The sequence below is a fragment of the Kribbella sp. genome, from assembly GCF_035687465.1.
GTDB lineage: Bacteria > Actinomycetota > Actinomycetes > Propionibacteriales > Kribbellaceae > Kribbella.
Map to the genome: position 1 here is coordinate 1 of NZ_DASRXP010000230.1, position 21,573 is coordinate 21,573.

Annotated in this window: 16 protein-coding genes; 10 read left to right on the forward strand and 6 right to left on the reverse strand. The window is 66.3% G+C overall.

The annotated features are described in order from the left end of the window. The first annotated feature begins 71 nt into the window (after window positions 1–71). Window positions 72–1,103, forward strand: coding sequence for a LacI family DNA-binding transcriptional regulator (locus VFG33_RS11550; protein ID WP_325025378.1), 1,032 nt, complete (start codon window positions 72–74; stop codon window positions 1,101–1,103). A gap of 51 nt (window positions 1,104–1,154) precedes the next feature. Then, window positions 1,155–4,427, forward strand: a complete 3,273-nt coding sequence (locus VFG33_RS11555; RefSeq protein ID WP_325025381.1) for an NPCBM/NEW2 domain-containing protein — start codon at window positions 1,155–1,157, stop codon at window positions 4,425–4,427. A 60-nt stretch (window positions 4,428–4,487) separates the two neighbouring features. Here VFG33_RS11555 and VFG33_RS11560 read toward each other — a convergent pair whose 3' ends face one another. The 4 genes from VFG33_RS11560 to VFG33_RS11575 form a co-directional block, all read right to left on the reverse strand. Continuing rightward, complete coding sequence (locus tag VFG33_RS11560) at window positions 4,488–4,850, reverse strand: cupin domain-containing protein (protein WP_325025383.1); 363 nt, start codon at window positions 4,848–4,850, stop codon at window positions 4,488–4,490. Between the two features lie 12 nt (window positions 4,851–4,862). After that, the gene (locus VFG33_RS11565) at window positions 4,863–5,270 is read right to left on the reverse strand and encodes a hypothetical protein (RefSeq protein ID WP_325025384.1); all 408 of its coding nucleotides are present in this window, start codon (window positions 5,268–5,270) and stop codon (window positions 4,863–4,865) included. Next, a complete protein-coding gene (locus VFG33_RS11570) occupies window positions 5,270–7,567 on the reverse strand; it encodes a CehA/McbA family metallohydrolase (protein ID WP_325025386.1) in 2,298 nt (765 codons plus the stop codon). The genes VFG33_RS11565 and VFG33_RS11570 overlap by 1 nt, the downstream gene beginning before the upstream one ends. A gap of 70 nt (window positions 7,568–7,637) precedes the next feature. After that, window positions 7,638–9,014, reverse strand: coding sequence for a serine/threonine-protein kinase (locus tag VFG33_RS11575; protein WP_325025388.1), 1,377 nt, complete (start codon window positions 9,012–9,014; stop codon window positions 7,638–7,640). A gap of 135 nt (window positions 9,015–9,149) precedes the next feature. Between VFG33_RS11575 and VFG33_RS11580 the strand changes: the two genes are divergently transcribed. Continuing rightward, a complete protein-coding gene (locus VFG33_RS11580) occupies window positions 9,150–9,578 on the forward strand; it encodes a nitroreductase family deazaflavin-dependent oxidoreductase (protein ID WP_325025390.1) in 429 nt (142 codons plus the stop codon). Between the two features lie 10 nt (window positions 9,579–9,588). On the opposite strand, the gene VFG33_RS11585 is transcribed toward VFG33_RS11580, so the two are convergent. Then, the gene (locus VFG33_RS11585) at window positions 9,589–9,963 is read right to left on the reverse strand and encodes a VOC family protein (RefSeq protein WP_325025392.1); all 375 of its coding nucleotides are present in this window, start codon (window positions 9,961–9,963) and stop codon (window positions 9,589–9,591) included. A 47-nt stretch (window positions 9,964–10,010) separates the two neighbouring features. Here VFG33_RS11585 and VFG33_RS11590 point away from each other — a divergent pair, with 47 nt between their 5' ends. The 5 genes from VFG33_RS11590 to VFG33_RS11610 all read left to right on the forward strand — a co-directional run bounded on the left by VFG33_RS11590 (window position 10,011) and on the right by VFG33_RS11610 (window position 16,788). After that, window positions 10,011–10,904, forward strand: a complete 894-nt coding sequence (locus VFG33_RS11590; protein WP_325025394.1) for a carbohydrate kinase family protein — start codon at window positions 10,011–10,013, stop codon at window positions 10,902–10,904. Next, on the forward strand, window positions 10,897–11,805 hold the full coding sequence (locus tag VFG33_RS11595; RefSeq protein ID WP_325025396.1) for a pseudouridine-5'-phosphate glycosidase: 909 nt from the start codon (window positions 10,897–10,899) through the stop codon (window positions 11,803–11,805). The genes VFG33_RS11590 and VFG33_RS11595 overlap by 8 nt, the downstream gene beginning before the upstream one ends. 152 nt (window positions 11,806–11,957) lie before the next feature. Further along, window positions 11,958–13,007 (forward strand): YihY/virulence factor BrkB family protein, encoded by a 1,050-nt coding sequence (locus tag VFG33_RS11600; protein WP_325025398.1) that lies wholly within the window; start codon window positions 11,958–11,960, stop codon window positions 13,005–13,007. Between the two features lie 94 nt (window positions 13,008–13,101). Continuing rightward, entirely contained in the window at window positions 13,102–13,701 is a 600-nt protein-coding gene (locus tag VFG33_RS11605; RefSeq protein ID WP_325025400.1) for a hypothetical protein, read from the forward strand. A 150-nt stretch (window positions 13,702–13,851) separates the two neighbouring features. Continuing rightward, window positions 13,852–16,788 (forward strand): family 20 glycosylhydrolase, encoded by a 2,937-nt coding sequence (locus tag VFG33_RS11610; RefSeq protein ID WP_325025402.1) that lies wholly within the window; start codon window positions 13,852–13,854, stop codon window positions 16,786–16,788. A gap of 78 nt (window positions 16,789–16,866) precedes the next feature. On the opposite strand, the gene VFG33_RS11615 is transcribed toward VFG33_RS11610, so the two are convergent. After that, window positions 16,867–19,125 carry an MMPL family transporter gene (locus VFG33_RS11615; protein ID WP_325025404.1) on the reverse strand — a complete coding sequence of 753 codons (2,259 nt, stop codon included), beginning with the start codon at window positions 19,123–19,125 and terminating at the stop codon, window positions 16,867–16,869. Window positions 19,126–19,231: 106 nt separating this feature from the next. Here VFG33_RS11615 and VFG33_RS11620 point away from each other — a divergent pair, with 106 nt between their 5' ends. Next, complete coding sequence (locus VFG33_RS11620; protein ID WP_325025406.1) at window positions 19,232–19,822, forward strand: TetR/AcrR family transcriptional regulator; 591 nt, start codon at window positions 19,232–19,234, stop codon at window positions 19,820–19,822. Window positions 19,823–19,964: 142 nt separating this feature from the next. Continuing rightward, complete coding sequence (locus VFG33_RS11625; RefSeq protein WP_325025408.1) at window positions 19,965–21,539, forward strand: DUF4139 domain-containing protein; 1,575 nt, start codon at window positions 19,965–19,967, stop codon at window positions 21,537–21,539. The last annotated feature ends 34 nt before the right edge of the window (window positions 21,540–21,573 follow it).

Genomic DNA, 21,573 nt, shown 5'->3' on the forward strand with positions numbered 1-21,573 from the left:
GCACTACGTTGATCGTCGATGCGCATCGATAAACCGCCGCATCGAGGTGCATGATCAGAGGGAACACCCCAATGAAGCCGTACACCGCCGCAGATGTTGCACGCATCGCGGGTGTCTCGCAAAGCACGGTCTCGTACGTGCTCAGCGGGCGCCGTCCAATCTCTGAGGACACCCGCCGTCGCGTCCAGGACGTGATCGAAAGACTCACGTACGAACCGAATCATGGAGCGCGCGCACTCGCCAGCCAGGAGACCCGAGTGATCGGTCTCGTGGTGCCCTTCGATACCGCGGCCGACCAAGCCGGTCTGATTCCGTTCATCGACACCATCGCGACCACCCTTCGCGAGAAGGACTACGACCTGCTCTTGATCACCTCGCGCGAGGGCACCCAGGGATTGAGCCGGATCGCCCGACGCCGACTGTGTGACGGGATCATCCTGATGGAGGCCAAAGCGTTCGATGACGACCGCATCGATATCGCCGTGGAGCTCGGCGTGCCAGTCGTCATGATCGGCATTCCCAACGAGCACGAGGGCCTGACTTGTGTTGATCTCGACTTCGAGAGCGCCGCACGACTCGTGATCGATGAGTTCGCCACCACCGGACATGATCGTGTTGCCCTCATTGGCTACCCGGCAGCGATGACGGAGATGGGCCTGAACTTCGTTCACCGTCTCACGACAACAGCGCGGGCGCAGGCGGCAGACCGCGGCCTGAAGTACACGGAGATCTCGCCGATCGAGTTCGGCCGCGCCGGTGCGCGCTCAGCAGTGGAGCAAATCCAGGCGGTGCACTCTCCGAATGAACGCCTTGGGGTGTTTCTCGCAGGAAGCCACTCACTCGACCAGGTCGTACCGATGCTCTCCGCGGCCGGCCTCGCCCCCGGAACGGATCTTTCATTGATTGCGCTCACTACGGACGACGATGCCGCAGATGCCGACCCGCCTGTCTCGAACGTGGCACTTGATCCTCGTCAGGTCTCGTTGCGCGCGATGCGAATGCTTTTCGAACTGCTCGAGCACCGAGGCGTAGGCGAGGAACGCATCGAGCTCGTGCCAACCTGCCTCACCCACCGCGCGACCGTTATGGATCCGCTCGGCTAGAAACTCGCCCGATTCGGTCCGCCCACCCACTTCGGAATCGAGGAGTTCGCAATGCAACACACCAAATCCACTGCGTGGTTACGGGCTCGTCAGATGGTGGGGACAGGTCTGCTGACGTTCGCTCTGCTGACACCGTCTGTGAACGCAACCGCAGCCGCGCAAGACGACGGCATGCACGAACTTGTCGTGAACGGCGGGTTTGAGTCGGGCGGCGCTCCCTGGGTGTTCTCTACCGGATCAGGACGCGCGACCAACAACCCTCACTCCGGACAGGCGCTGGCCTACCTCGATGCCGGGAGCGGGTATGAGGTCGTTCAACAGCTCCAGGTCGATGTCGCGGCCAGCTACGCAACGACGGCATGGATCGCTACGAACGGCGCCGGAGGAGTCCTTGGACTTCGTGATCGCGATTCCGGTCAAGTACTTGCGTCCTTGACGTTGCCCGTGAACCCGTCCTATCAGCACTACGCGCTGGATCCGGTGCAGCTTGCCGTCGGTCAACGGGTCGAAGTCTTCGTGGGGAGCAGTGCCGAGAACTGGGTGAACTTCGACGATGTTTCGGTGTACGCCGACATCCGCGAGCTGGTCAACTTCGAAATCGCGGGACAGCAGGGACCGTCAGCAATTGATCAGGGCGAACGCACCGTCGCCCTACAGGTCCCGTACGAGTCCGATCGGAGCAATCTCGTCGCGAAGGTGACACTTCCCTCAGGCTTCACCATCTCTCCGGATCCGACCCAGCCGTTGGACTATGCCCAGCCGAGGCAGTTCGTGATCACGGATCGCACCGGGAACACCACGACTTGGACCGTAACAGTGACCTCCGAGCAGAAGAGCATCGTCATCGCCAGTTCCAACAACGAATTGGTTGAAGCGTTCAACTGGGCGAAGTGGCGGGCCAGGCAACACGTCCAGACCGGCAAGCACGGGCCGATCGATGTCGAGGGACCAGTTCCCCCAGATGCGAAGCAGGCCGACTACATCCCGTCGTACTGGGCGGGGTATGCCCACCGCACCGCCTTCTACATCCGCGACTATGCGCACCAGTCATCCGGCGCTCATCTGCTCGGCCTCGACGAGGAGAACCGGTCCATGCTGGAGGCTTATGCTGCGACTTCGACGGAGGCCCGTGACTGGTTTCCGTTGTGGGCGCTCAACTTCGACGGCAGTCCCTACTTCGTCGACAATCCCAGCGATTCGTACTTCGTTCGCGAGGTGCCCGCGGTCTTCGAACTCGTCGACAAGGCCGCCGAGCAGTACCGCTGGACCGGAGACACTTCCTACCTCGACGACCCGACGCTCTGGAACTTCTACACGAAGGCCGTGACCGAGTTCATCACTCGGCATGACCAGCAACTTCCCAACGGAGTCGCCGAGGGCACCGGGAAGGGAATCTGGTACGGGGCCGCGAGCTACAACGAGCGGTCCGACCACCAGATGATCGAAGCCGGCGACGGCATCGCTGCTCAATACCAGGCATTCCGCGGTTATGCGGAACTCGCCCGGGCTCGCGGAGACAAGTCGATCGCCAAGCAGTTCGAGAAGCGGGCCGGCGAGCTGCTCGAGTACTTCAACACCGACTGGGGAGTTGCGCCTGGGGCGTGGGAATACGCACGCGGACGCAACCCCGACGGCTCTCAGGTGGCCGGCTGGGGCCAGGAGAACTCGATGTTCATGGCCTACGACGACATCATTGATCCCAAGAGCCGGAAGACCGACGACTTCCTCGACTACATGTATCAGATGTACTCCGAGCGGCCGCGGTCGAACATCGAGTCGAGCACCTACGTGCCTGACGTTCTGTTTGCCTACGGTCGTTCCGAGCAGGGCTGGGCGTGGATGAAGGACATTATCGGAGCGTTGGACGAGCCCCATGAAGTCGTCCAGCAAGGCACCAACGGCGACTACCCCGAGGTGCCCTTCACACTGGTGTCACAGACGGTCGAAGGTCTCGCCGGCGTCGTTCCCGACGCGCCTTCGCATGCGGTTTCCACTCTGTCGCGGCTGCCGGAGGACATCGGCTGGCTGGATCTGGACCACATCATGGTTGGCGCGCACGACATCAACGTGCGCCACGACGGCAGCACGAAGACGACCGTGACGCACAACGCCGGCCCTCGGCCATTGAAGACCACGATCAGCTTCTACGGTGGCTATTCCAAGATCAACGTGAACGGAAAGAAGGTCACTGCGGACCACGCTTTGCAGCGCGGAAAGTCGGTCAGTTCCGTCACGGTCACGGTTCCGCCGAGCGGGCACGTCACCGCTGAAGCAATGGGCCCGAACGACCAGAAGCGCTGGGGCGACGCGATGACGACGCACCCCGGGGACTTCCAGTTGCTGTCTCCTGAAGATGGCGCCGACCGCGTCCCGGCCCAGAATCCCGTCCTGCGGTGGAGTCGGTCGAACAATGCGACGGAGTACCGGGTCACCGTGGCTCGCGATCCGCTGCTCAAGGACGTCGTACGAAGCTGGACCGTGGAAGGCGCTGCAGCGCCCGTGACAAGTCTGGCGGCAGGCCGCCAGTTCTATTGGTCTGTGACCGCGGTGAATGCGCAGACAGGACAGCAACTGCCAGTGCTCTCCGGGCCGCACAAGTTCCGGACCATGCCTGCAGCCGCACCCAAGGCTCCATCGAACCTGCATGCCTACAGATCCGGAGACAGGGTCGCCGTGACCTGGCAGAGCGCCCCCGATGCTCTGACTGCGACCGTGGAAAGAGCCCCTGACGGATCCGACGACGACTTTCAAGTTGTTGCAACGTCCGTGGTCGGCAACGGGTGGGTTGACCCGCAGGCAGGCGCCGGGACCTGGCAGTACCGAGTCACCTCCCACAACGAGCGAGGAAAGGGGCCTTCAGCAACCACCCGCGAGACGGCGCTCCCAGCCGACCTCGAAGCCTCAGCTCTGTCGGATCGCGAATGGGAGTCGGCAAGCATCGGATGGGGGGAGCTGGCAAAGAACCGTTCGGTCTCTGGAGGAGCGATCTCCCTGGCAGGCGTGGAGTACGGCACAGGCATCGGAACCCACGCTGCGTCGGAGATCGTCTACCAGCTCAGTCCCAATGATGTGCGATTCTCCGCACTCGTTGGCGTTGACGACTTCCAGAGAGGTTCTGCGTACTCTTCTGTTGTCTTCGAGGTGGAGGCCGACGGCGAGTTGGTGTACCAGTCCCCCGTACTCCGGGCCGACTCCCCGCCGCAGCAGATCGACCTCGACGTGATGGGAGTTCAGAAGCTGCTGCTCCGTGTCACCGACGCCGGCGACGGCAACAACTCTGACCACGCGGACTGGGCCAACGCCACGCTGCTTCAGCTGCCCTAAGCGCCCGCAAGTGCCGATCCACAGGCCTCTGCGCGGAGGCCTGCGGATCGGCGGGGCAGGTCACTCGAGCCAGACGGTTTCGAAGGTGGAGCTTTCGTGGATGTGGATGGCTTCGTAGCCGTCCGGGCCGGTCGAGAACTTGTGGGGTGTCTCGGCAGGCACGATGAGGATCTGGCCGGCCTTGCCGACGATCTGGGCGTCGCCGACGGTGAAGGTCGCTGAGCCTCGCCGGATGATGAAGGTCTCGGGATAGTGGTGCAGATGCAGGCGAGGACCGACGCCCTCCTTGGTGGTGGATTCGAGGATCAGCGAGATCCCCGCGCCACCAGGCAGCTCCGTGTAATTCTCGGTCCACTCCTCGCCGTCGTCCCTGCCATCGGACCGATCGATGACCACGGCTTCGGATCTTGCAATCTCGCTCATGGATGTCCCTCCTCAGGTGTGCACGGCGACGTGAGAGCGGAGGATCAGGTGGAGGGAGCTGTGGATGGCCAGGCCTCCGAGTGCTCCGAGGGCACGGAAGGTCAGGGTGAGGTCCACGGTCGTCGGTACGTCGAAGCGGACCCGGAAGCCACCCTCCTGGCGTGGTTCGCCGGTCAGCTCGTGCACCGGGAGGTCCAGCTCGACGTTCGGGACCTGGTCGCCCTCGATCACCAGCGGACCTGTCACGTAACCGGTGTTGACGATCGGGAAGTCGATCGTGTGCCAGTCGCCGATAGTCAGGCTCTCCACCCGGTTCTCGGTCCGGGCGACATTCACCCGTGCCTCCGGGTTGATCGTGACCGAAATCGGTGCCGCGGTGTCGACCGGCCCGCAACAGCCCGCGGGTTCGCCGTGAGCCATCAGTCCACCTCACATTCGTTGCTCCGGACCAGATAGGTGGCTTGGGCGGCGTCGTACGCTTCCCGCGCCGCCGGTCGTTCGGTCTCGCGAATGAACCCGGACTTCGCCTTCCACAGCGCGTCGACCGAGTCGTGCAACCATTGCGCGCTGCGGCGCGACGCCCGGATCGCCCGCCCAGCGATCTCGACGAAGATCGGCTGGGTGTGGACACTGCGCAGGATCCGCAGCGCGATCCAGGACGAACGCTCCAGGTCCACGGCGAACTCGATCTCCTGCTCGTTGCCGTCCGCAAGTAATTCCTGCGTCCTGACCGGAACGCCGTTCACCAGGACCTCGACGAGCACATTGCGGGATTGGCCGATCCGCGACCGCTCGAGATGCCAGCCGACGGGTGCGGAGTACACCGGCTGGCCCACCGCCGGCGCCGCGGGCGGCTGCTCGGGCAACCAGGCCGCGACCGTCGCGGTCACCTTGACCGGTCCCGGAGCATCGACTGCAAGTTCACGACCCACGGAGCCGTCGACGGCGAAGTCGTAGACGTGGCTGCGGCCGTCGCCGAAGTACGACGGGCCCTCCTTCAGCCCACCGAGCCACGCCTCCAAGGCCTGCTCACCATGCGGCGGCTCAGGCAGTCGGACGTAGGTGCGCCCGACTCCCGGGCCGTCGTCGTAGATGCAGGGATAGTCGGTCTCTCCGAGCATCAGGGTGCGGTAGCCGACGTTCAGCAGGTGGTACCAGAGGTTGAGCTCGGCGGCCGGAGCGAACTCGGCACCGCATTGGAAGTCGGCGGCGCCGAGCGGCACATCGACGATGATCTCGTTGGAACCGATCGACTGGAACCCCGGGATGACGTAGTTCGGCAACTCGTCGGTTCCGACCGAGAGGCCGAGACCGCAGTGCGCGTACCCGACCATCGCGTTCTGCGCGTGGCCCCAGCGCATGACCGGCAGGTTCCACGACGGCCAGTCCTCGATCAGCTGGGTGCCGGGATAGTCCTGGTCGGTGAGCCCCAGCAGGATGACGTGACCGGAATGGCTGGACGGGAAACCCGACACCTCGAGGTCGTACCGGAGCAGGCTCTGGCTGTCGCGGTCGGTGTCCTGCGGATCCCACGTCATACCTTGGGCCTGCTGCATGGCGGGATACTCCAGCTCGGCGCGCGGGCTGATGGACAAGCCGCTGAAGAACTGCTTCTGGTGGTAGTAGCACGGTCCCCAGGTGAGCACGCTGCCCATCCAGAGCCCTTCCCCGCGAACGTGCCGGATCATCGTCTCCGGAGTGACGCCCTCCGACGGCACGCTGTAGTGCGAGCAACCGCCGGCGTGGATGTGCGGGTCACCCGAGTAGTAGCCACGGGCGGCAGGATCGGCCCACCGATCGAGCTCGATCGTGACCGCCTCGCTGTCGGCCGACAGATCGACTTCGAGACGGACCTCCCGGTACTCCGGTCCGCGGCGGGCCGAGATCTCGTACTGACCGGCCGGGAGCGTGATCACCTCGCCCGTCGCCCGGTAGACGTGTTCGTGGAAGAACATGTCCGGCGCCAGCCGCATCGCCTTCGACGGATACGCCCGCCGCTGGGAATCCCGGACAGTCAGCGCCGCCACAGTACTGTTGCCGTCCGGCTCCCGGATGTCGAACCGGATGTCGCGGGCGGGGAGGCAGTCGAAGTCGAACCTCCCGGCGTACTGACGGCTCTCGAATCCCATCCGCTGCCAGGCCTTCGAGGACGGCGGCCGGGTCAGGCTCTCCGTCGCCTCCTCCACCGCGAGGAGGAACATCAGCTCGCCGCTGCGGCTGCCGCCATCTCGGCTGTACAGGCTGATGACCTTGTACTCGACGTCCAGGCCGGACACGTCGGTCGGACCGGCGAGCTTCGCCTGCAGCCAGGCGCGCTCGATCCGCGGTACGACGGTCAACGTGTCGGCCAGCGTGATCCGCGCAGCGTGACTGTGGTGGTCGACCAGCCCGAGCACAGAATTCGACGGCGCGGACAGATCCCCCAGCAACCGATGCGGGTTGGCGACACGGACCAGGAAGCTTCGCCACCCGTGCTGAACAAGTCGCGGTGGCGCAGCACCCGGCGTAGTCGCGGTCAGGCCCTGCTCGTCGATCTCGACGTCGGCGAGGACGTAGGGGCGCAGGAGTTCTTCGACTTTGGCGGACCTGACGGCGTCGGTCTGGGTGTCGTCGGCCAGCTTTGCCAGCTGGCTGGTCAGGTCGTCGGGTAGGGGTTCACCGATGTCACGGAGTTTTTCAACGGCTCTAGTCGCGGACGCCAGTAGTGGCTGGAACACGGGACCTCCTCGTCGGGGACCAGCTTCGACCTTAGTCGCCCCGGCGACGCCTGGCTCCCGGTTTTCGCCGCTACTGGGTGTTCGGTGATGGCGTGCCTGTTGGTGGTGTGCTCGTCGGATCAGGTTGCGAGGGGCTCGGCGTCGGCGACGGGGTGGGTCGAGTAGTGGGTGTGCTCGGGGAGGGCGCGCTCGGCGACGGGGACGGGGTGCTTATCGATGGTGACGGCGTCTGCGGCGTGGTCGAGGGTTGTGGCGAGCTGCTTGGCGAAGGCGTCGGCGAGGTGCTTTGCGTAGCTTGACTCGTCCCGCTGGTCGGGCTCTGACCGACTGTGGGCGCAGTGCTCGACGTGGCCCCCGGCGTACCGGAACTGATCCCCGGATTGGGACCCACGTCGCTGGTCGACGGCAATCTCGGTCCGTCATTGTTGAGCAGCAGTACTGCGGCCAGCGCCGCAACCGCAGCGACAATGGCGATCCCTCCGGCCATCAAGACCTGCCGTCGCGACCGGTCGGCTGCTGATGCTGCGCCTGCGATCGACTCGGATTGATCGACGCTCACGCCACCTGGTGTGAATGCCGCGGTGGTTTGACCGCCGACCTCTCCCGGCGCCGCGGGCGCCACGGCCGCAGTACGGGCTTCGTCCGGCAGCGCGCGGAGAGCGCCGGCCGCGATCTCGGCGGCGGACGGCCGGTCGGCGGGATCCTTGGCGAGCATCCGGAGCAGCACCGTCTCGAAGGCGCCGGCGAGGTCGGGATGGGTCGCGCTCGGCGGCGCCGGCTGGGTGTCGACGTGCTGATACAGAATCGCGGCCGGATGCTCGGCCGTGAACGGCGGCTGGCCGGTCACCAGCTCGTAGAGCACGCAGCCCAGCGAGTAGACATCCGCAGGCTTGCCGGCCTGCCCACCCCGGGCCCGCTCCGGGGCCAGATAGCGGGTGCTGCCGATGATCTGATCGGGCGCCGTCAGCGTGGTCGCGCCGTCACCCGCAAGATGCGCGATCCCGAAGTCCGCCACCTTCACCATGCCGGCCGGCGTCATCAGCAGGTTGCCCGGCTTCACATCCCGATGGACGACACCCTGGTCGTGCGCCACGGCAAGACCTGCCGCACTCTGCTCGACGATGTCGATCGCGCGGTCCTTCGGCAGCGGCCCATGCTCAGCAAGCTCCGCGGCAACCGTACGGCCCTCGACCAGCTCCATGACCAGGAAGAACTGATCGCCCTGCTGCCCGAAGTCGTAGACAGCAACCAGATGCGGATCACTGAGCCTCGCGGCCGCTCGTGCCTCCCGGCGAAACCGCTCGGCTGACGACGAATCGCCGGCGGACGGCAGCATCAACTTCACCGCGACCGGGCGCCCCAGTTGTTCGTCGATGGCCTGGAAAACCTCACCCATCCCACCACGGCCCAAGGAATGACCCACCCGGTATCGCTCAGCAACAAGCACCCTCCCATCAGTACCCGACGCCCCAAATCCCAATCTCCTACCGGTACTGACGACGTGAATCACCAGAATCCGGTGATGCCACCTCACCTGCCTTCGGCGAAGACTCTCCATGACGCCTAGCCGAAGGAGCGCGAGATGAGTGATTGGAACAACCAGACCATCACGGAGTTCCGAGCCAACGAAGGCAGGGTCGGCGGCCCCTTCGAAGGCGCTCCGGTGACGCTGCTGCATCACCGCGGGCGCAAGAGCGGGCGGGAGTACGTGACTCCGGCGATGTACCTCGCGCACGAGACCGATCCGGACACCATCTACGTCTTCGCCACCAAGGGCGGCGCCCCCACCAATCCGGACTGGTACGCCAACCTCGTTGCCGCCGGCAACGCCACGATCGAGCGCGGGACCGAGACGTACGACGTCACCATCCGCGAGGTGACAGGCCCCGACCGCGACCGCATCTACGGCGAACAAGCCCACCGCTACCCAGGCTTCGCCGAGTACGAACGCCAGACCGCCGGACTACGCACAATCCCCGTACTCGAGCTCAAGCGCGGCGCTTCATCTTGATCCGCTACCGCTAGCCGCCATACGGGCGGGTGATGATCTCCAGGACGTGGCCGTTCGGATCCAGCCAGTACACGCCACGACCACCGTCATTGGTGTTGATCTCCCCCGGCCGTCGCCGGAAGGGATCGGCCCAATAGTCCGAGCCGCGTTCTCGAATGCGCCCGAAGATCCCATCGAACTCCGGTTCGCTGACCAGGAACGCGTAGTGCTGCGGGGTGATCGGGCCAGATTCGTCAGCGAAGTCCAGGGACACCTCACCCACCTGCACGACCAGAAACGGCCCGTACGGCGCAGGCTCGGCGACTCCTAGAATTTCCGCGAGGAACCGAGCCGACTCGTCCTTGTCCCGGGAGTGCACGATCGTGTGATTGAGCTGGACCGTCATACGCCTATCTCACCTCCTCGGGCCCCTCGCCGCCATAGTGTGGCCCTATGAGCCACCATCCGGGCGTCCTGGTGTGTATCGGCGACCTGGTCGAGGACGTCGTGGTCTGGTCAGCTGGTGCGCCGCGGTCCGGGACGGACAACCCGGCGCGAATCCAGCGCATGCGAGGCGGCGCGGCGTCCAATGTCGCCGTTTTCGCCAGCAGCCTCGGTCCTTCGGTTCGGTTCGTCGGCCGGGTCGGGGACGACCTGGTCGGCGAGGCACTGGTGCGGGACCTGGTCGTGGCAGGCGTTGATCCCAAGGTCCAGCGCCAGGGTCGGACCGGCACCATCGTCATCTTGGTGGATGCCTCCGGAGAGCGCACGATGTTCCCGGACCGAGCCGCCGCGGCCGAACTCGCCGATGTTCCGGACTCGTGGATCTCCGGCGCCGCGGCGTACCACCTCTCGGCGTACTCGCTGACCGGGCCGTCCTGGCCGGTTCTCCGCCGGGCGGCCGAAATCGCACGCGCCGAGGGCGCGATCCTCACCATCGATGCGGCCTCTGTCGCTCTCATCGATTCTGTCGGGCCCGCAGCCTTCCGTGCTTTGATCAGAACTCTGCAGCCGACGTACGTCTTCGCGAACGGGGTCGAAGCCGGCATCGGCTCGCTGCGAGAACTCGTCGATCCCAACACGACGGTTGTGGTCAAGAACGGCAGGGATCCCACCGAGATCCATGCCGCTGGCAACAAGTCTGCAACCGTCCGGCCGGCCCCGGTCGACGACGTACGTGACACGACCGGCGCCGGCGATGCGTTCGCGGCAGGCTTCCTGGCCGCCGTACTGGACAACGCCGAGCCTGTCGAGGCGGTTGAAGCCGGCCACAGCCTCGCCAGCAGGGCTCTCACTCAACCTGGCGCCATTCTGACCACTGCAGAACAGGGAGCTGTTCGTGACTGACAACGCCGCGGCCGTCCTTTCCGATGACGTGGCGCAGGCCTTGGGCGAAGGCCGGGCGGTCGTCGCGCTCGAGTCGACCATCTTCTCGACTCTTGGCCTGCCCGCCCCCGCGAACGCCGATGCACTCGAGGTCTGCAAGCAGGCAATTCTCGATCACGGCGCCACACCGGCCGTGGCCGCGATCCTCGACGGCAGGCCCCATCTCGGGCTCGCGCCGGACGAAGAGAAGCGAGTGCTGCAGGGCACGCGAAAGGTGGCCGAGCGCGATCTGTCGGTGGCGCGCGCACAGAAGTGGGATGTCGGCGTCACCACGGTCTCGGCGACGGTTGCGCTGGCCCACGCGGCAGGCATCTCGGTCTTCGCCACCGGCGGCATCGGCGGCGTCCACCGTGGATCCGAACTCACCGGGGACGTCTCGGCCGACCTCGACGCCATCGCGAACCACCCGGTCATCACCGTCTCCGCCGGCGCCAAGGCCTTCCTCGACCTGCCACGGACACTCGAGTACCTCGAGACCGCGGGCGTCCCGGTCCTGGGCTGGCAGCACGACTGGTTCCCCGCCTTCTACACGCGGTCGAGTGGTTTGCCGATCCCCCACCGAGTCGACGACGAGCAGACAGTCTGCGACGTACTGCGGTATCGGGCGCGGCCGACCACCGGCGTCCTACTGACCGTCCCGATCCCCGTGGTCGACGAGATCCCGGAGTCACGCATCAGCGCCGTACTGGCCGCCGCCCTGGACGCGAGCGCGAGCGCGGGAGTCACCGGCCCCGCCGTCACCCCCTACGTCCTCGCACGGATCGAGAAGGAAACAGACGGCCAGAGCATCCCGGCCAACCTCGCCCTGGCCCGCAACAACGCCGCCATCGCAGCCCGAGTCGCCGTCACAATGACAAGGTAGAACCTTGCCGAGGGAGTCTCAGCTTCTCGAGAGGGTTAGCTGGTTCGCTGCGGCCCCACCGCAATGGGGACGCCGATGTGGTGGCCGTGGAGCTTGTTCGATGGTCGGGGCGGCGCTGAGTAGATCCGGGGTGGGGATCGTACGGTTGGGGGGTGAGTACCTTGGGGCGGCGGCTGGACGCTGCGCAGCGTCGGCATCGGCCGCTCGGGTTCCCGCTCGCCGTGGTTTACAAGTTCTTCGACGACCAGGGCAGCTATCTCGCGGTGATCGTCACCTACTACGCCTTCGCGGCGATCTTCCCGATGCTGCTGATCTCCTCATCCGTTCTCGGGTTCGTGCTGCAGGGGAACGAGGATCTGCAGCATGCCGTCTTGCAGTCGGCGCTCAAGGAGTTCCCGATCGTCGGTACCCAACTGGCGACCCCTCAGGGTCTGCAAGGCAGCACCACGGCCGTCATCGTCGGCTCGCTCGCCGCGGTGTACGGCGTGATCGGGCTCGGGCAGGCGGTGCAGAACGCGGTCAACGTGACCTGGGGAGTCCCCCGTAACGGACGCCCCGATCCGTTCCGTGGGCGGCTGCGGTCCGGGGCGCTGCTGTCCCTGGCCGGTCTCACCGTACTCAGCTTCGCCACCCTGACGGTCTTGGTCGGGAGCCAGGCGTCGCTGTCCGGTGCGTTCGCCAACAACATGGGATGGCTCGTTTCCGTCGGCTCCATCCTCGTGCTCACTGCCATGCTGACCCTGTGCCTGCGCCCGGCTACGACGCCTCGGCCGGCCTTTCGGAAGATCATCCCGGGGGCGTTCCTCACCGCCCTCGGCTGGCACCTGCTCGAACGGCTGGGCGGCATCTACGTCAACGATGTGCTGGCCAAGGCGAGCGAGGTGAACGGCGTCTTCGCGCTGACACTGGGGCTGATCGGACTCATCTACGCCGCGTCGGTGATCGCCGTGATCGGCGCCGAACTGAACTCGGTGATCGCGTACCGTCTCTACCCACGCTCGTTGCTGGCCCTGTTCACCGACTCGGCCACCGACCTGACACCAGCCGACCATCGTGCCTACGCGATGTACGCCCAGGCCCAGCGCCACAAGTCCGCCGAAACAATCGAGGTCACCTTCGGTCCCGGTGAATCAGTCGATCCCACCGCGCAGACACCCGAGGCGCCAGAGAACGGTGAGCGACCACCAGGGAAGTCCAGCTGAATCGCGATCGTGGTTGACGTCCGCACGGGTCTGATCGCCTCCTCCTGAAGCGGCGGCTTTCGCCGATTGGACGTGACCCGGCTAGGGTCTGCGAGTGTCCACTTTCGATGTCGCCGCGCCAGACCACGAATTGCCGGATGTAGCGGAGCGCGCTTGGCGCGAAGTGTCCGATGTGGGCGTGGCCACCGCACGGAGCGAGTGGGCGGGCGCCGCGCGGGAGATGCTGCTCGCCGCAGCCACGAAGTACCAGGCGCTCGTGCAGCACAAGGACATCGCGACCGGCGTCCAGGAGCTGACCGGTATCCGGACGAAGCAACCGGCCCGGCAGTGGATCGGTGGCGTGCTCGCCGAGGTGTCCGCGGAGAGTCTGCGGCGGGGTGAGCCGATGCTGTCGGCGCTGTGCGTCAACCCGGACGAGAGCGTCTTCGACGGGTACGCCGCCATCGTGGGTGCAGCGACGGGTACCACTCCCCCGGACCCGGATGTCCATGCCTCTCACGAGCGCCTCGCCAACTACCGTCACTTCGAAGCGGCCGGTCTGCCGGCCGGTGGTGGCAGTGCGATGATCCCGCCGAAGCTCGGCGCCGCCCGCTCGCGAGCCCGCAAGGCCGCTATCGACGAGCGCCCAATCAAAAAGTGCCCCAGCTGCAACCTCCAGACCCCAGCCAACGGGATCTGCGACAACTGCGACTGACAGCCACCAGCATTGCTCGACTCGATCGGTTCTCACGATGCGAGTTACCAGGCGTTGGTGTTGTTGCACCTTCGGTGAGTGGGGCGGAAGATCGCCGGTATGGTCGCCTTCCAGACCGTGTGACACCGCCCTGCACCGGTAAGGAGTTACGTGAGACTCTCGTTCTCGTCGCCGACACCCGAGGGAAGACAATCCGCAGGCCATCGGTTCCGGCCCCGCGCCGTCCCCGCTCTGACCATCGGCGCATTGGTAGCCGCAGTTCTGACAGTGGGACAGGCTTCCGCCGACACACCAACGACGCCCGCCGCGGCCGAGAGCGTCAACCTCGCGCTCCTGCCGGGCGCGGTCGCCTCCGCCAAGTCCCAACGCCTGACTGCACCCGCGGCGACGTACTCGCCCGCCAACGCAACCGACGTGTTCGTGCACAACGGATGGACCTCGAACTACGCGTCGGTCGGCAACGGCTACGACCCCACCCAGGACTGGTTCCAGGTCAAGCTGGCCACGCCCGCCCCGGTCTATGAGGTGTTCAGCCGCTGGACTTCGCCGGCCAAGCCGACGGAGTACGACCTGCAGGTCTCCACGGACGCCGACTGCCAGACCTGGTCGACGGTCACCCACGTGGTGAATCCGAGCGACAAGGATTCCCAGGTGATCGATCGCTCGGACCCGATCTCGTGTGTCCGGATGCAAGCCCTCGCCACGACGTCGACCACCGGGTACACGATCAACGAGTTCGAGATCTGGTCCGGCCCCAAGCCGGCGCCGGTCGTGGGGCAGATCATTCCCGTACCGGTGCAGCAGACGCCTGGCACCGGTCAGCCGTGGAAGCTCACGGACAAGTCCCGGATCGTCGTCTCCAGCAGCGCCCTCACCGCCACGGCTGAGGTCCTCGCCGGTTACCTGCGACCGGCCACCGGCTTCGTCATCCCTGTGGTGACAGGTTCCGCGACGGCAGCCGACATCTCACTGAGCCTCAACTCGGTGCCCGGCCTCCCAGCAGCCAACGCGGCCGAGGGCTACTCCCTCACCGTGTCCACCACAGGCGTGAAGATCGTCGCACCCCAGGCCCACGGCCTGTTCAACGGATTCGTGAGCCTTCGACAGCTGTTGCCAGCAGCAATCAACTCGTCGATCGCCGGCGTGGGGCCGTGGACAGCACAGCCGATCACGGTCCTCGACTACCCGCGCTATCAGCATCGAGGTCTTCAGCTCGACCCGGCCCGCAACTTCCTGACCGTGACCGAGACCCGATCCATGATCGACCAACTGGCGGCGTTGAAGGGCAACCAACTGCACCTGCACCTGAGCGATTCCCAGTCCTGGCGCCTGGAGATCAAGGGCTACCCGGCTCTGGACGGCACCGGGTGCAACGGAGCGGGCTGTATCGCGGGCTTCTACACGCAAGAGGACTTCAAGGGCCTGGTCGAGTACGCCGCCGACCGGTTCATCGAGATCGTCCCGGAGCTCGAGGGCCCGGCCCACGCCACGGCGGCGGTCAGATCCCTGGGCGGTGTCGCGGTGATGGGCTGCCAGGGCCAGACCCAGACCGATCGGTTCTGCACCAACCCGAACGACCCGGCGAGTGGGCGGGCGCTCGCGTTCTGGCGCGACGCCATCGCCCAGCTTGCCGCGATCTCTCCCGCACCGATCATCCACATCGGCGGTGACGAGGCCATCGGGATGCCCCACGAGGACTACAAGTGGTGGATCGGTCAGATGGAGACCATCGTCAACGGCACCGGCAAGCGGATGATGGGCTGGAATCCAGCGCTCGAGGGATACGCGCCGGGCTCGACGTCAATCAACCACTACTGGTCCGACTACACCGGTGGCGGTCCCCCGCTGATCAAGCCCGAGTGGTTCAACCAGGGCCGCGACGTCATCACGACCCCGGAATGGAACTCCTATCTCGACTTCGGGTACGACGGATCGCCCGGCCGGACGCCACGGACCGAACTCGACAAGTCCTACTCGTGGGATCCCGAGTGGGTCTATGAGAAGTACCGGTCCGTCTGGGCGCAACCGGCGTACGGGGGCCCGAAGGCGGCGGACATCATCGGCATCGAGGCGCCCATCTGGGGCGAGCAGATGCGTGGGCTGGCCACCAACGAGTTCATGGTCTTCCCGCGGCTGGCCGGGATCCTCGAGAAGGCATGGTCTCCCAAGGTCCTCACCCAGGACTACGACGCATATCGCCAACGGCTCAGCGCTGCCGGACCTCGATGGGCCTTCGCAAACGTGAACTTCGGCTCCATCGCCCAGGTCACCTGGAGTCCGGAGTCGATGGGCACGGTCACCCGCTTCGGTGTGGACAAGACCGTCACCAATGCACCGCTGGGACGCCTGGCTGCGGGCTCGACTCCGCCTGGTGAGTTCACCTCCACGATCGATTGGGGCGACGGATCCCCGACCGAGGCCGCAGGAATCGCTGCGCGCGATTACGTGACGAGCCAACGTCAGGGCAGAAGCCTGATGACCGTCAACGGGAGCCACACCTATCCGGCGGACGGGGCGTACCACGGGACTGTCACCTACAGCCGTCAGGGCCAGACCTGGATCGTGCCGTTCGTCGCGACCGGCGTGCCGTCCTGTACGACGATGGTCACCGGGACGCACAACGGCCCGTTGACCGTGTCCTCGGGCGTCACGTGCTTCGCCGGCGCGACTGTCTCGGGACCCGTCAAGGTGGCCGCGGGTGCCGGACTCTATGCATCCGGGTCTGAATTCCGCGGCCCGGTGACGGCGTCCGGAGCAGGAAACGTTCTGCTCTGCGGCACCACTGTGTCGGGGCCGGTGAGCGTGACGGGTGGAACCCGGGTGTGGCTCGGCAATCAGCAGGGCGAGTGCGCGCCGGCGACGGTGAGAGGTCCGGTGAATGTCAGCGATTCAGTGGGTCAGGTGACGATCGACGGCACCACCATTGCCGGTCCGCTCGTACTGCGGAACAACACCGGCTCGACGATTGTCTCCGGCAACCACATCAGCGGGCCGCTGTCCTGTACGGGCAACTCCCCCGCCCCGACCAACGCAGGCCGACCCAACTCCGTCTCCGGCCCGAAGTCAGGCCAGTGCGCCGGACTCTGACAACCGCTAGGTGAACACGGCGGCCCTCCGCACTCGCGCAGGGCCGCCGACCACCTCGTACGCACTCCCCTGCCTATCTCACCGCAGACTGTCGACCTTCTCCTCAGTGACCGGTACGTCGAGATGGCGGGTGAGGCTCTGACCTTCGATGTCGAGGGTCGGCAGGATCCGGTCCAGCCATCCAGGCAGTGACCACATGTGCCGGCCGACGATGGCCATCAGCGCCGGGACGATCATCATCCTGACGAGGAACGCATCGGCGAGGACCCCGACCGCCAGGCCGAAGCCGATGCTCTTGATGATCACGTTGTCCCCCTGGGAGAAGGCACCGAAGACGCCGATCATGATGATCGCGGCGGCGGTGACGACCCGGGCGCTGTGCTGGAATCCGACGGCGATCGCCTTGCGCGCGGGAGTCCCGTGCACGAATTCCTCCCGCATGCGGGTCACCAGGAAGACTTCGTAGTCCATCGCGAGACCGAACAGGATGCCGGTCAGCAGCAGCGGCAGGATGAACACGACCGGCCCGGTCGAGTCGAGGCCGATGAGGTTCGCCAGCCATCCCCACTGGAAGACCGCCACGGTAGTGCCAAGGGCGACCCCGACGGACATCACGAACCCCAGCGCCGCCTTCAGCGGCACGAGCAACGATCGGAACACCAGGACCAGCAGCAAGAACGCCAGCCCGACGACCACGATGAGGTAGATCGGGAACGCACTGCTCAAACTGCTGGCGATATCGACGCCGACCGCCGTACTGCCGGTGACCAGCGCGCGGGCTCCGGTCTGATTCTCGAGCCCGGCCAGCGCGTCGCGGAGGGTTCCGACCAGTTCTTTGGTCTCGGCCGCGGCGGGTCCGCTCCGCGGGATGACGGTGATGCTCGCGAAGTTGACCGCCTGTAGCTGCTGACGCAGCGCCGTGACCGTCGCCGGCTTGGACGGATCGGCAGCCGGTACGACAGAAGTGATGTCGGTGTGGACACCGCTGACCATCGCGGTCGCCGCTTGCACGGCAGCCACGGGATCCTTGGCGCCTTGGGTGTCCACGACAACCAGCAGCGGCCCGTTGGCACCGGCCCCGAAATTCTGGGCGATCAGGTCATAGGCCTGGCGTTGGCCGGACGCAGCCGGGGCGCTCGCGTCGTCGGGCAGCGCGATCTGCATCGACAAGACCGGGATGGAGACGACCAGGGCGATACCGAGACCGGCCAGCAAGGTGGAAACCCTGTGTTTGACGACGAAGTCGGCCCACCGCCGGCCGACCGGGCGCACCCCGTCATCGCCCGGCGTGCCTTCGCGCTTGGTGAGCCACCACGTGACCAGGCCTCGCCGTCCGCCGGTGACACGCGAACCACCCAGGCCGACGACGGCCGGCAACAGGGTCAACGCGATCAACACCGCGATCGCGACGGTCGCGGCGCCACCCAAGCCCATCTGGGTGAGGAAGCTGATGTTGCAGACGGCGAGGCCGGCGAGCGCGATGATGACCGTCAGGCCCGCGAAGACCACGGCCGAGCCGGCCGTACCGATCGCCACCCCCATGGCGTCTTCGCGTGACCGGCCGGATTTCACCTCTTGGCGGTAGCGCGACATGACGAACAGTGAGTAGTCGATACCGACCGCGAGCCCGAGCATCAGGGCCAGAATCGGTGTGGTGGAACTCAGTTCGACGAATCCGGTGAGCGTGGTGATTCCGGTCAGGCCGATGCCGACACCGATCAGCGCGGTCAGCAGCGACATCCCCGCCGCCAGCAGCGACCCGAAGGTGATCGCCAGCACGACCAGGGCGATCACGACGCCGATGACTTCAGCCGACCCCTCGGCACTCTCGTCGGGGAACGCATTCCCGCCCACAATCGCAGTCAGGCCATCAGCGCGCAGCGATGACGCAGCGTGCTCTATCGCGTCCTTGTCGGAGTCGTCGAGATCTACCGTCGGCCGGTCGTAGTTGACGGTGAGATAGGCGGTCCGCCCGTCCGGGGTGACTGTCCCCGCGGCAAACGGGTCGGTGACGGTGACCACGTGCCCGGTCGTCGCCGTCTTCACAGCCGCGGCGATCTGCTGCTTCGCCGCTTCGGTGGTCAACTGCTGTCCCTGCGGCGCCTGGATCACCACCTGGGCGATCGCGCCATCCGTCACGGCCTGGGGCGTCCGCTGTTTGATCAGATCGAACGCGCGGGTCGATTCCAGCCCTGGCAGCGAAAACGAGTCCTGGGTTGGGCCGGACAGCGTCGCGGCACCCAAGCCAGTGGCCGCGAAGGCCAGCAACCATCCGGCGATGACGACGATGCGGTGTCCGAAGCACCACCGACCGATCTTGTACAGCAGCCAGGCCACGAGTACCCCTTCCTTTGGCGAGGCACTCTGCCTCTATGGGAGACTATCCCAACTTTAGAGTACCTATCATAACGGGTGCAGCTGTCATGACAGGTACACTCGCCTGATGGGGCTTCGTGAGCGCAATGCGGCTAGAACGCGGCAGGTCATCTTCGCTGCGGCGATGGAGTTGTTCGGGCGGGACGGCTATGAGGAAACGACCATGGAGGAGATCGCACAGCAGGCCGACATCGGGTCGTCGACCCTGTATCGCTACTTTCTGAACAAGGAATCCATCGTCATGGAACCCCTCGGCGATCCGGGGGTGATGGCGGCCGAGGTGGCCCGGCGTCCGGCGGACGAGGACGTCGCCGTGGTAGTCGGCAAAGCCATCTTGGCCTTGCTCGAGCTCCAGGCCAGCCTCGAGGTCCACGCACGGCTCAAGGAAATGCTCACCGAGAATCCGAAACCGTTCGCGCGCGTGCTCGAGTGGTTTCGAGACGAGGAACGCCTCCTGGAGCAGGCGCTGCTCAAGCGAACAGGCGCCGCTCCCGATGATCTGCACATCGCCTTCACCGCCAGGGTCGCGACAGTCATCCTCAGCCTCACCTTCCGAACTCCAGAGGGATCCGACGAGGTGCTCGATCCCGCGAAGACCGCACGGCAGATCATGCTGCAGCTCCACGGGTCACCGCCCACGCTTCCCTATGTCCCCTGACAGGACGGGCTGATCGACGCCGTACCGGCCGGCCACCGCGCCATGACCCTCTCCCGCTGGTCCGGCCACCCGAGCCCCTGACGTCGTTCGTACAGGCACGAGCCCACCGCTGATGGCGTCGGCTGGCGGCTACTGTCGGGGAATGAGCGAACTCGTGGTGGACGCCCCGATCGTGGCTGTCGTCGTTTATCCGGACCGGGCCAGGATCACCCGACGGGGCACGATTACCGCGCCCGCTGGCGACCAGACGGTGTACGTCGAGTCGCTACCGCTTGCCTTGCAGGAAGACTCTGTCCGGGTCTCCGGCCGGGGACCGGCAACCGTGCTCGGCGTGGACGTGGCGATGCGGCATCATCCGCAGGCGCCGGACGAAACCGTAGCCGAGCTGGAGCGCCAACGCCGCGAGGCCCAGGCCGAGGTCGAGGAGCTGGCCGACGCCGATGAGGTCCAGGTCCAGCTCGACACGTTCCTGGCACAGTTGGGCCGGCGAGCTGGAGGCACTTTCGCGCGGACCCTTGCCGCCGGCGAAGCGAGCGTCGAGTTGGGAGAGTTCACCGAGTCGCTGGTCAGCCGGCTCTCCGCCGTACGGTCGGAGCGACGGCGGCTGGCCAAGCAGCGGCACGAGGCCGAGGAGCGCCTCGCGGCTGCCGACCGTCGACTTGCCGCAGTCGCGGAGCAACGCACTCCCGACCGCCGCTCGGCTGCCGTCGGGTTGGCTCTGGTTTCCGAGGCGGAGGTGGAGGTGGAGCTTTCGTACGTCGTACCTGGCGCCGGCTGGACCAGCTCGTACGACGTCCGCCTCACGGGCGATCGGTTGACCCTGAGCTGGTACGGCCTGATCACCCAACGCACCGGCGAGGACTGGCCCGAGTGCGACCTCACCCTGTCGACCGCCCGCCCGATGGCGACCGCGAAAGTACCCGAGCTCGACCCCTGGTACCTCGACCGCCACCACCCGCCGGTACCGGTCGCGCCGGGCACCGTCTCACTGGGTCGTGACGCAACCAGGGCTGCCGCATTCGGCGCCGCGAACCTTCAGGCTGAAGCGGTGGCAGCGGCGCCCGCCTTCGCCGACCTCGGCGCGACCGTCGAGCAGGGTGTCACAGCAGCGACCTACACCCCGCCGAGACCGGTTGCCGTGCCCGCGGACGGCGCCTCACACCGTGCGACGATCGCGTCCGTCGACCTCGATACCGAGCTGGACTACATCACTGCGCCGGTCCGGTCAGCCGACGTCCATCTGCGGGCCACGGTCGTGAACTCGTCAGCCCACACGTTGCCCGCCGGACGAGCCGCTGTCTTCCACGAGGCGGACTTCGTCGGCTCGACCGCGCTGCCGCTGTGGGCCCCCGGCGAAGACGTCGAACTCGCCCTCGGCCTGGACGACCGGATCCGCGTCGAGCGGAAGCTGGTACGCCGGACCGCGAGCAAGGCGACCCTCGGATCGACCCGCCGGCGTGAGGTCGAGTACGAAACCCGGATCGAGAACCACACCCCACGCAAGGCCCGGGTCACGGTCCTCGATCAGTTGCCGGTAGCACGCGATCACGAGATCGCCGTCAAGCCGATCACCGCCGAACCGGAGCCGGCCGAAACCACCGACCTCGGCGTCCTCACCTGGAAGCTCGACCTGGCCCCCGGCGCCGAACTCGCGATCAAGCTCGCCTTCCGCGTCGACACCGCCAAGTCCGTCGACCTCACCGGCTGGCGCGAATAGAAGCGGCGCCGGCCCCGCGGTGTGTCTGACGCGG

Bases quoted from the DNA above. Each gene is read 5' to 3' on its own strand.
- VFG33_RS11550 (WP_325025378.1), top strand. From the start codon at position 72: ATGAAGCCGTACACCGCCGCAGATGTTGCACGCATCGCGGGTGTCTCG.
- VFG33_RS11555 (WP_325025381.1), top strand. From the start codon at position 1,155: ATGCAACACACCAAATCCACTGCGTGGTTACGGGCTCGTCAGATGGTG.
- VFG33_RS11560 (WP_325025383.1), bottom strand. From the start codon at position 4,850: ATGAGCGAGATTGCAAGATCCGAAGCCGTGGTCATCGATCGGTCCGAT.
- VFG33_RS11565 (WP_325025384.1), bottom strand. From the start codon at position 5,270: ATGGCTCACGGCGAACCCGCGGGCTGTTGCGGGCCGGTCGACACCGCG.
- VFG33_RS11580 (WP_325025390.1), top strand. From the start codon at position 9,150: ATGAGTGATTGGAACAACCAGACCATCACGGAGTTCCGAGCCAACGAA.
- VFG33_RS11585 (WP_325025392.1), bottom strand. From the start codon at position 9,963: ATGACGGTCCAGCTCAATCACACGATCGTGCACTCCCGGGACAAGGAC.
- VFG33_RS11590 (WP_325025394.1), top strand. From the start codon at position 10,011: ATGAGCCACCATCCGGGCGTCCTGGTGTGTATCGGCGACCTGGTCGAG.
- VFG33_RS11620 (WP_325025406.1), top strand. From the start codon at position 19,232: ATGGGGCTTCGTGAGCGCAATGCGGCTAGAACGCGGCAGGTCATCTTC.
- VFG33_RS11625 (WP_325025408.1), top strand. From the start codon at position 19,965: ATGAGCGAACTCGTGGTGGACGCCCCGATCGTGGCTGTCGTCGTTTAT.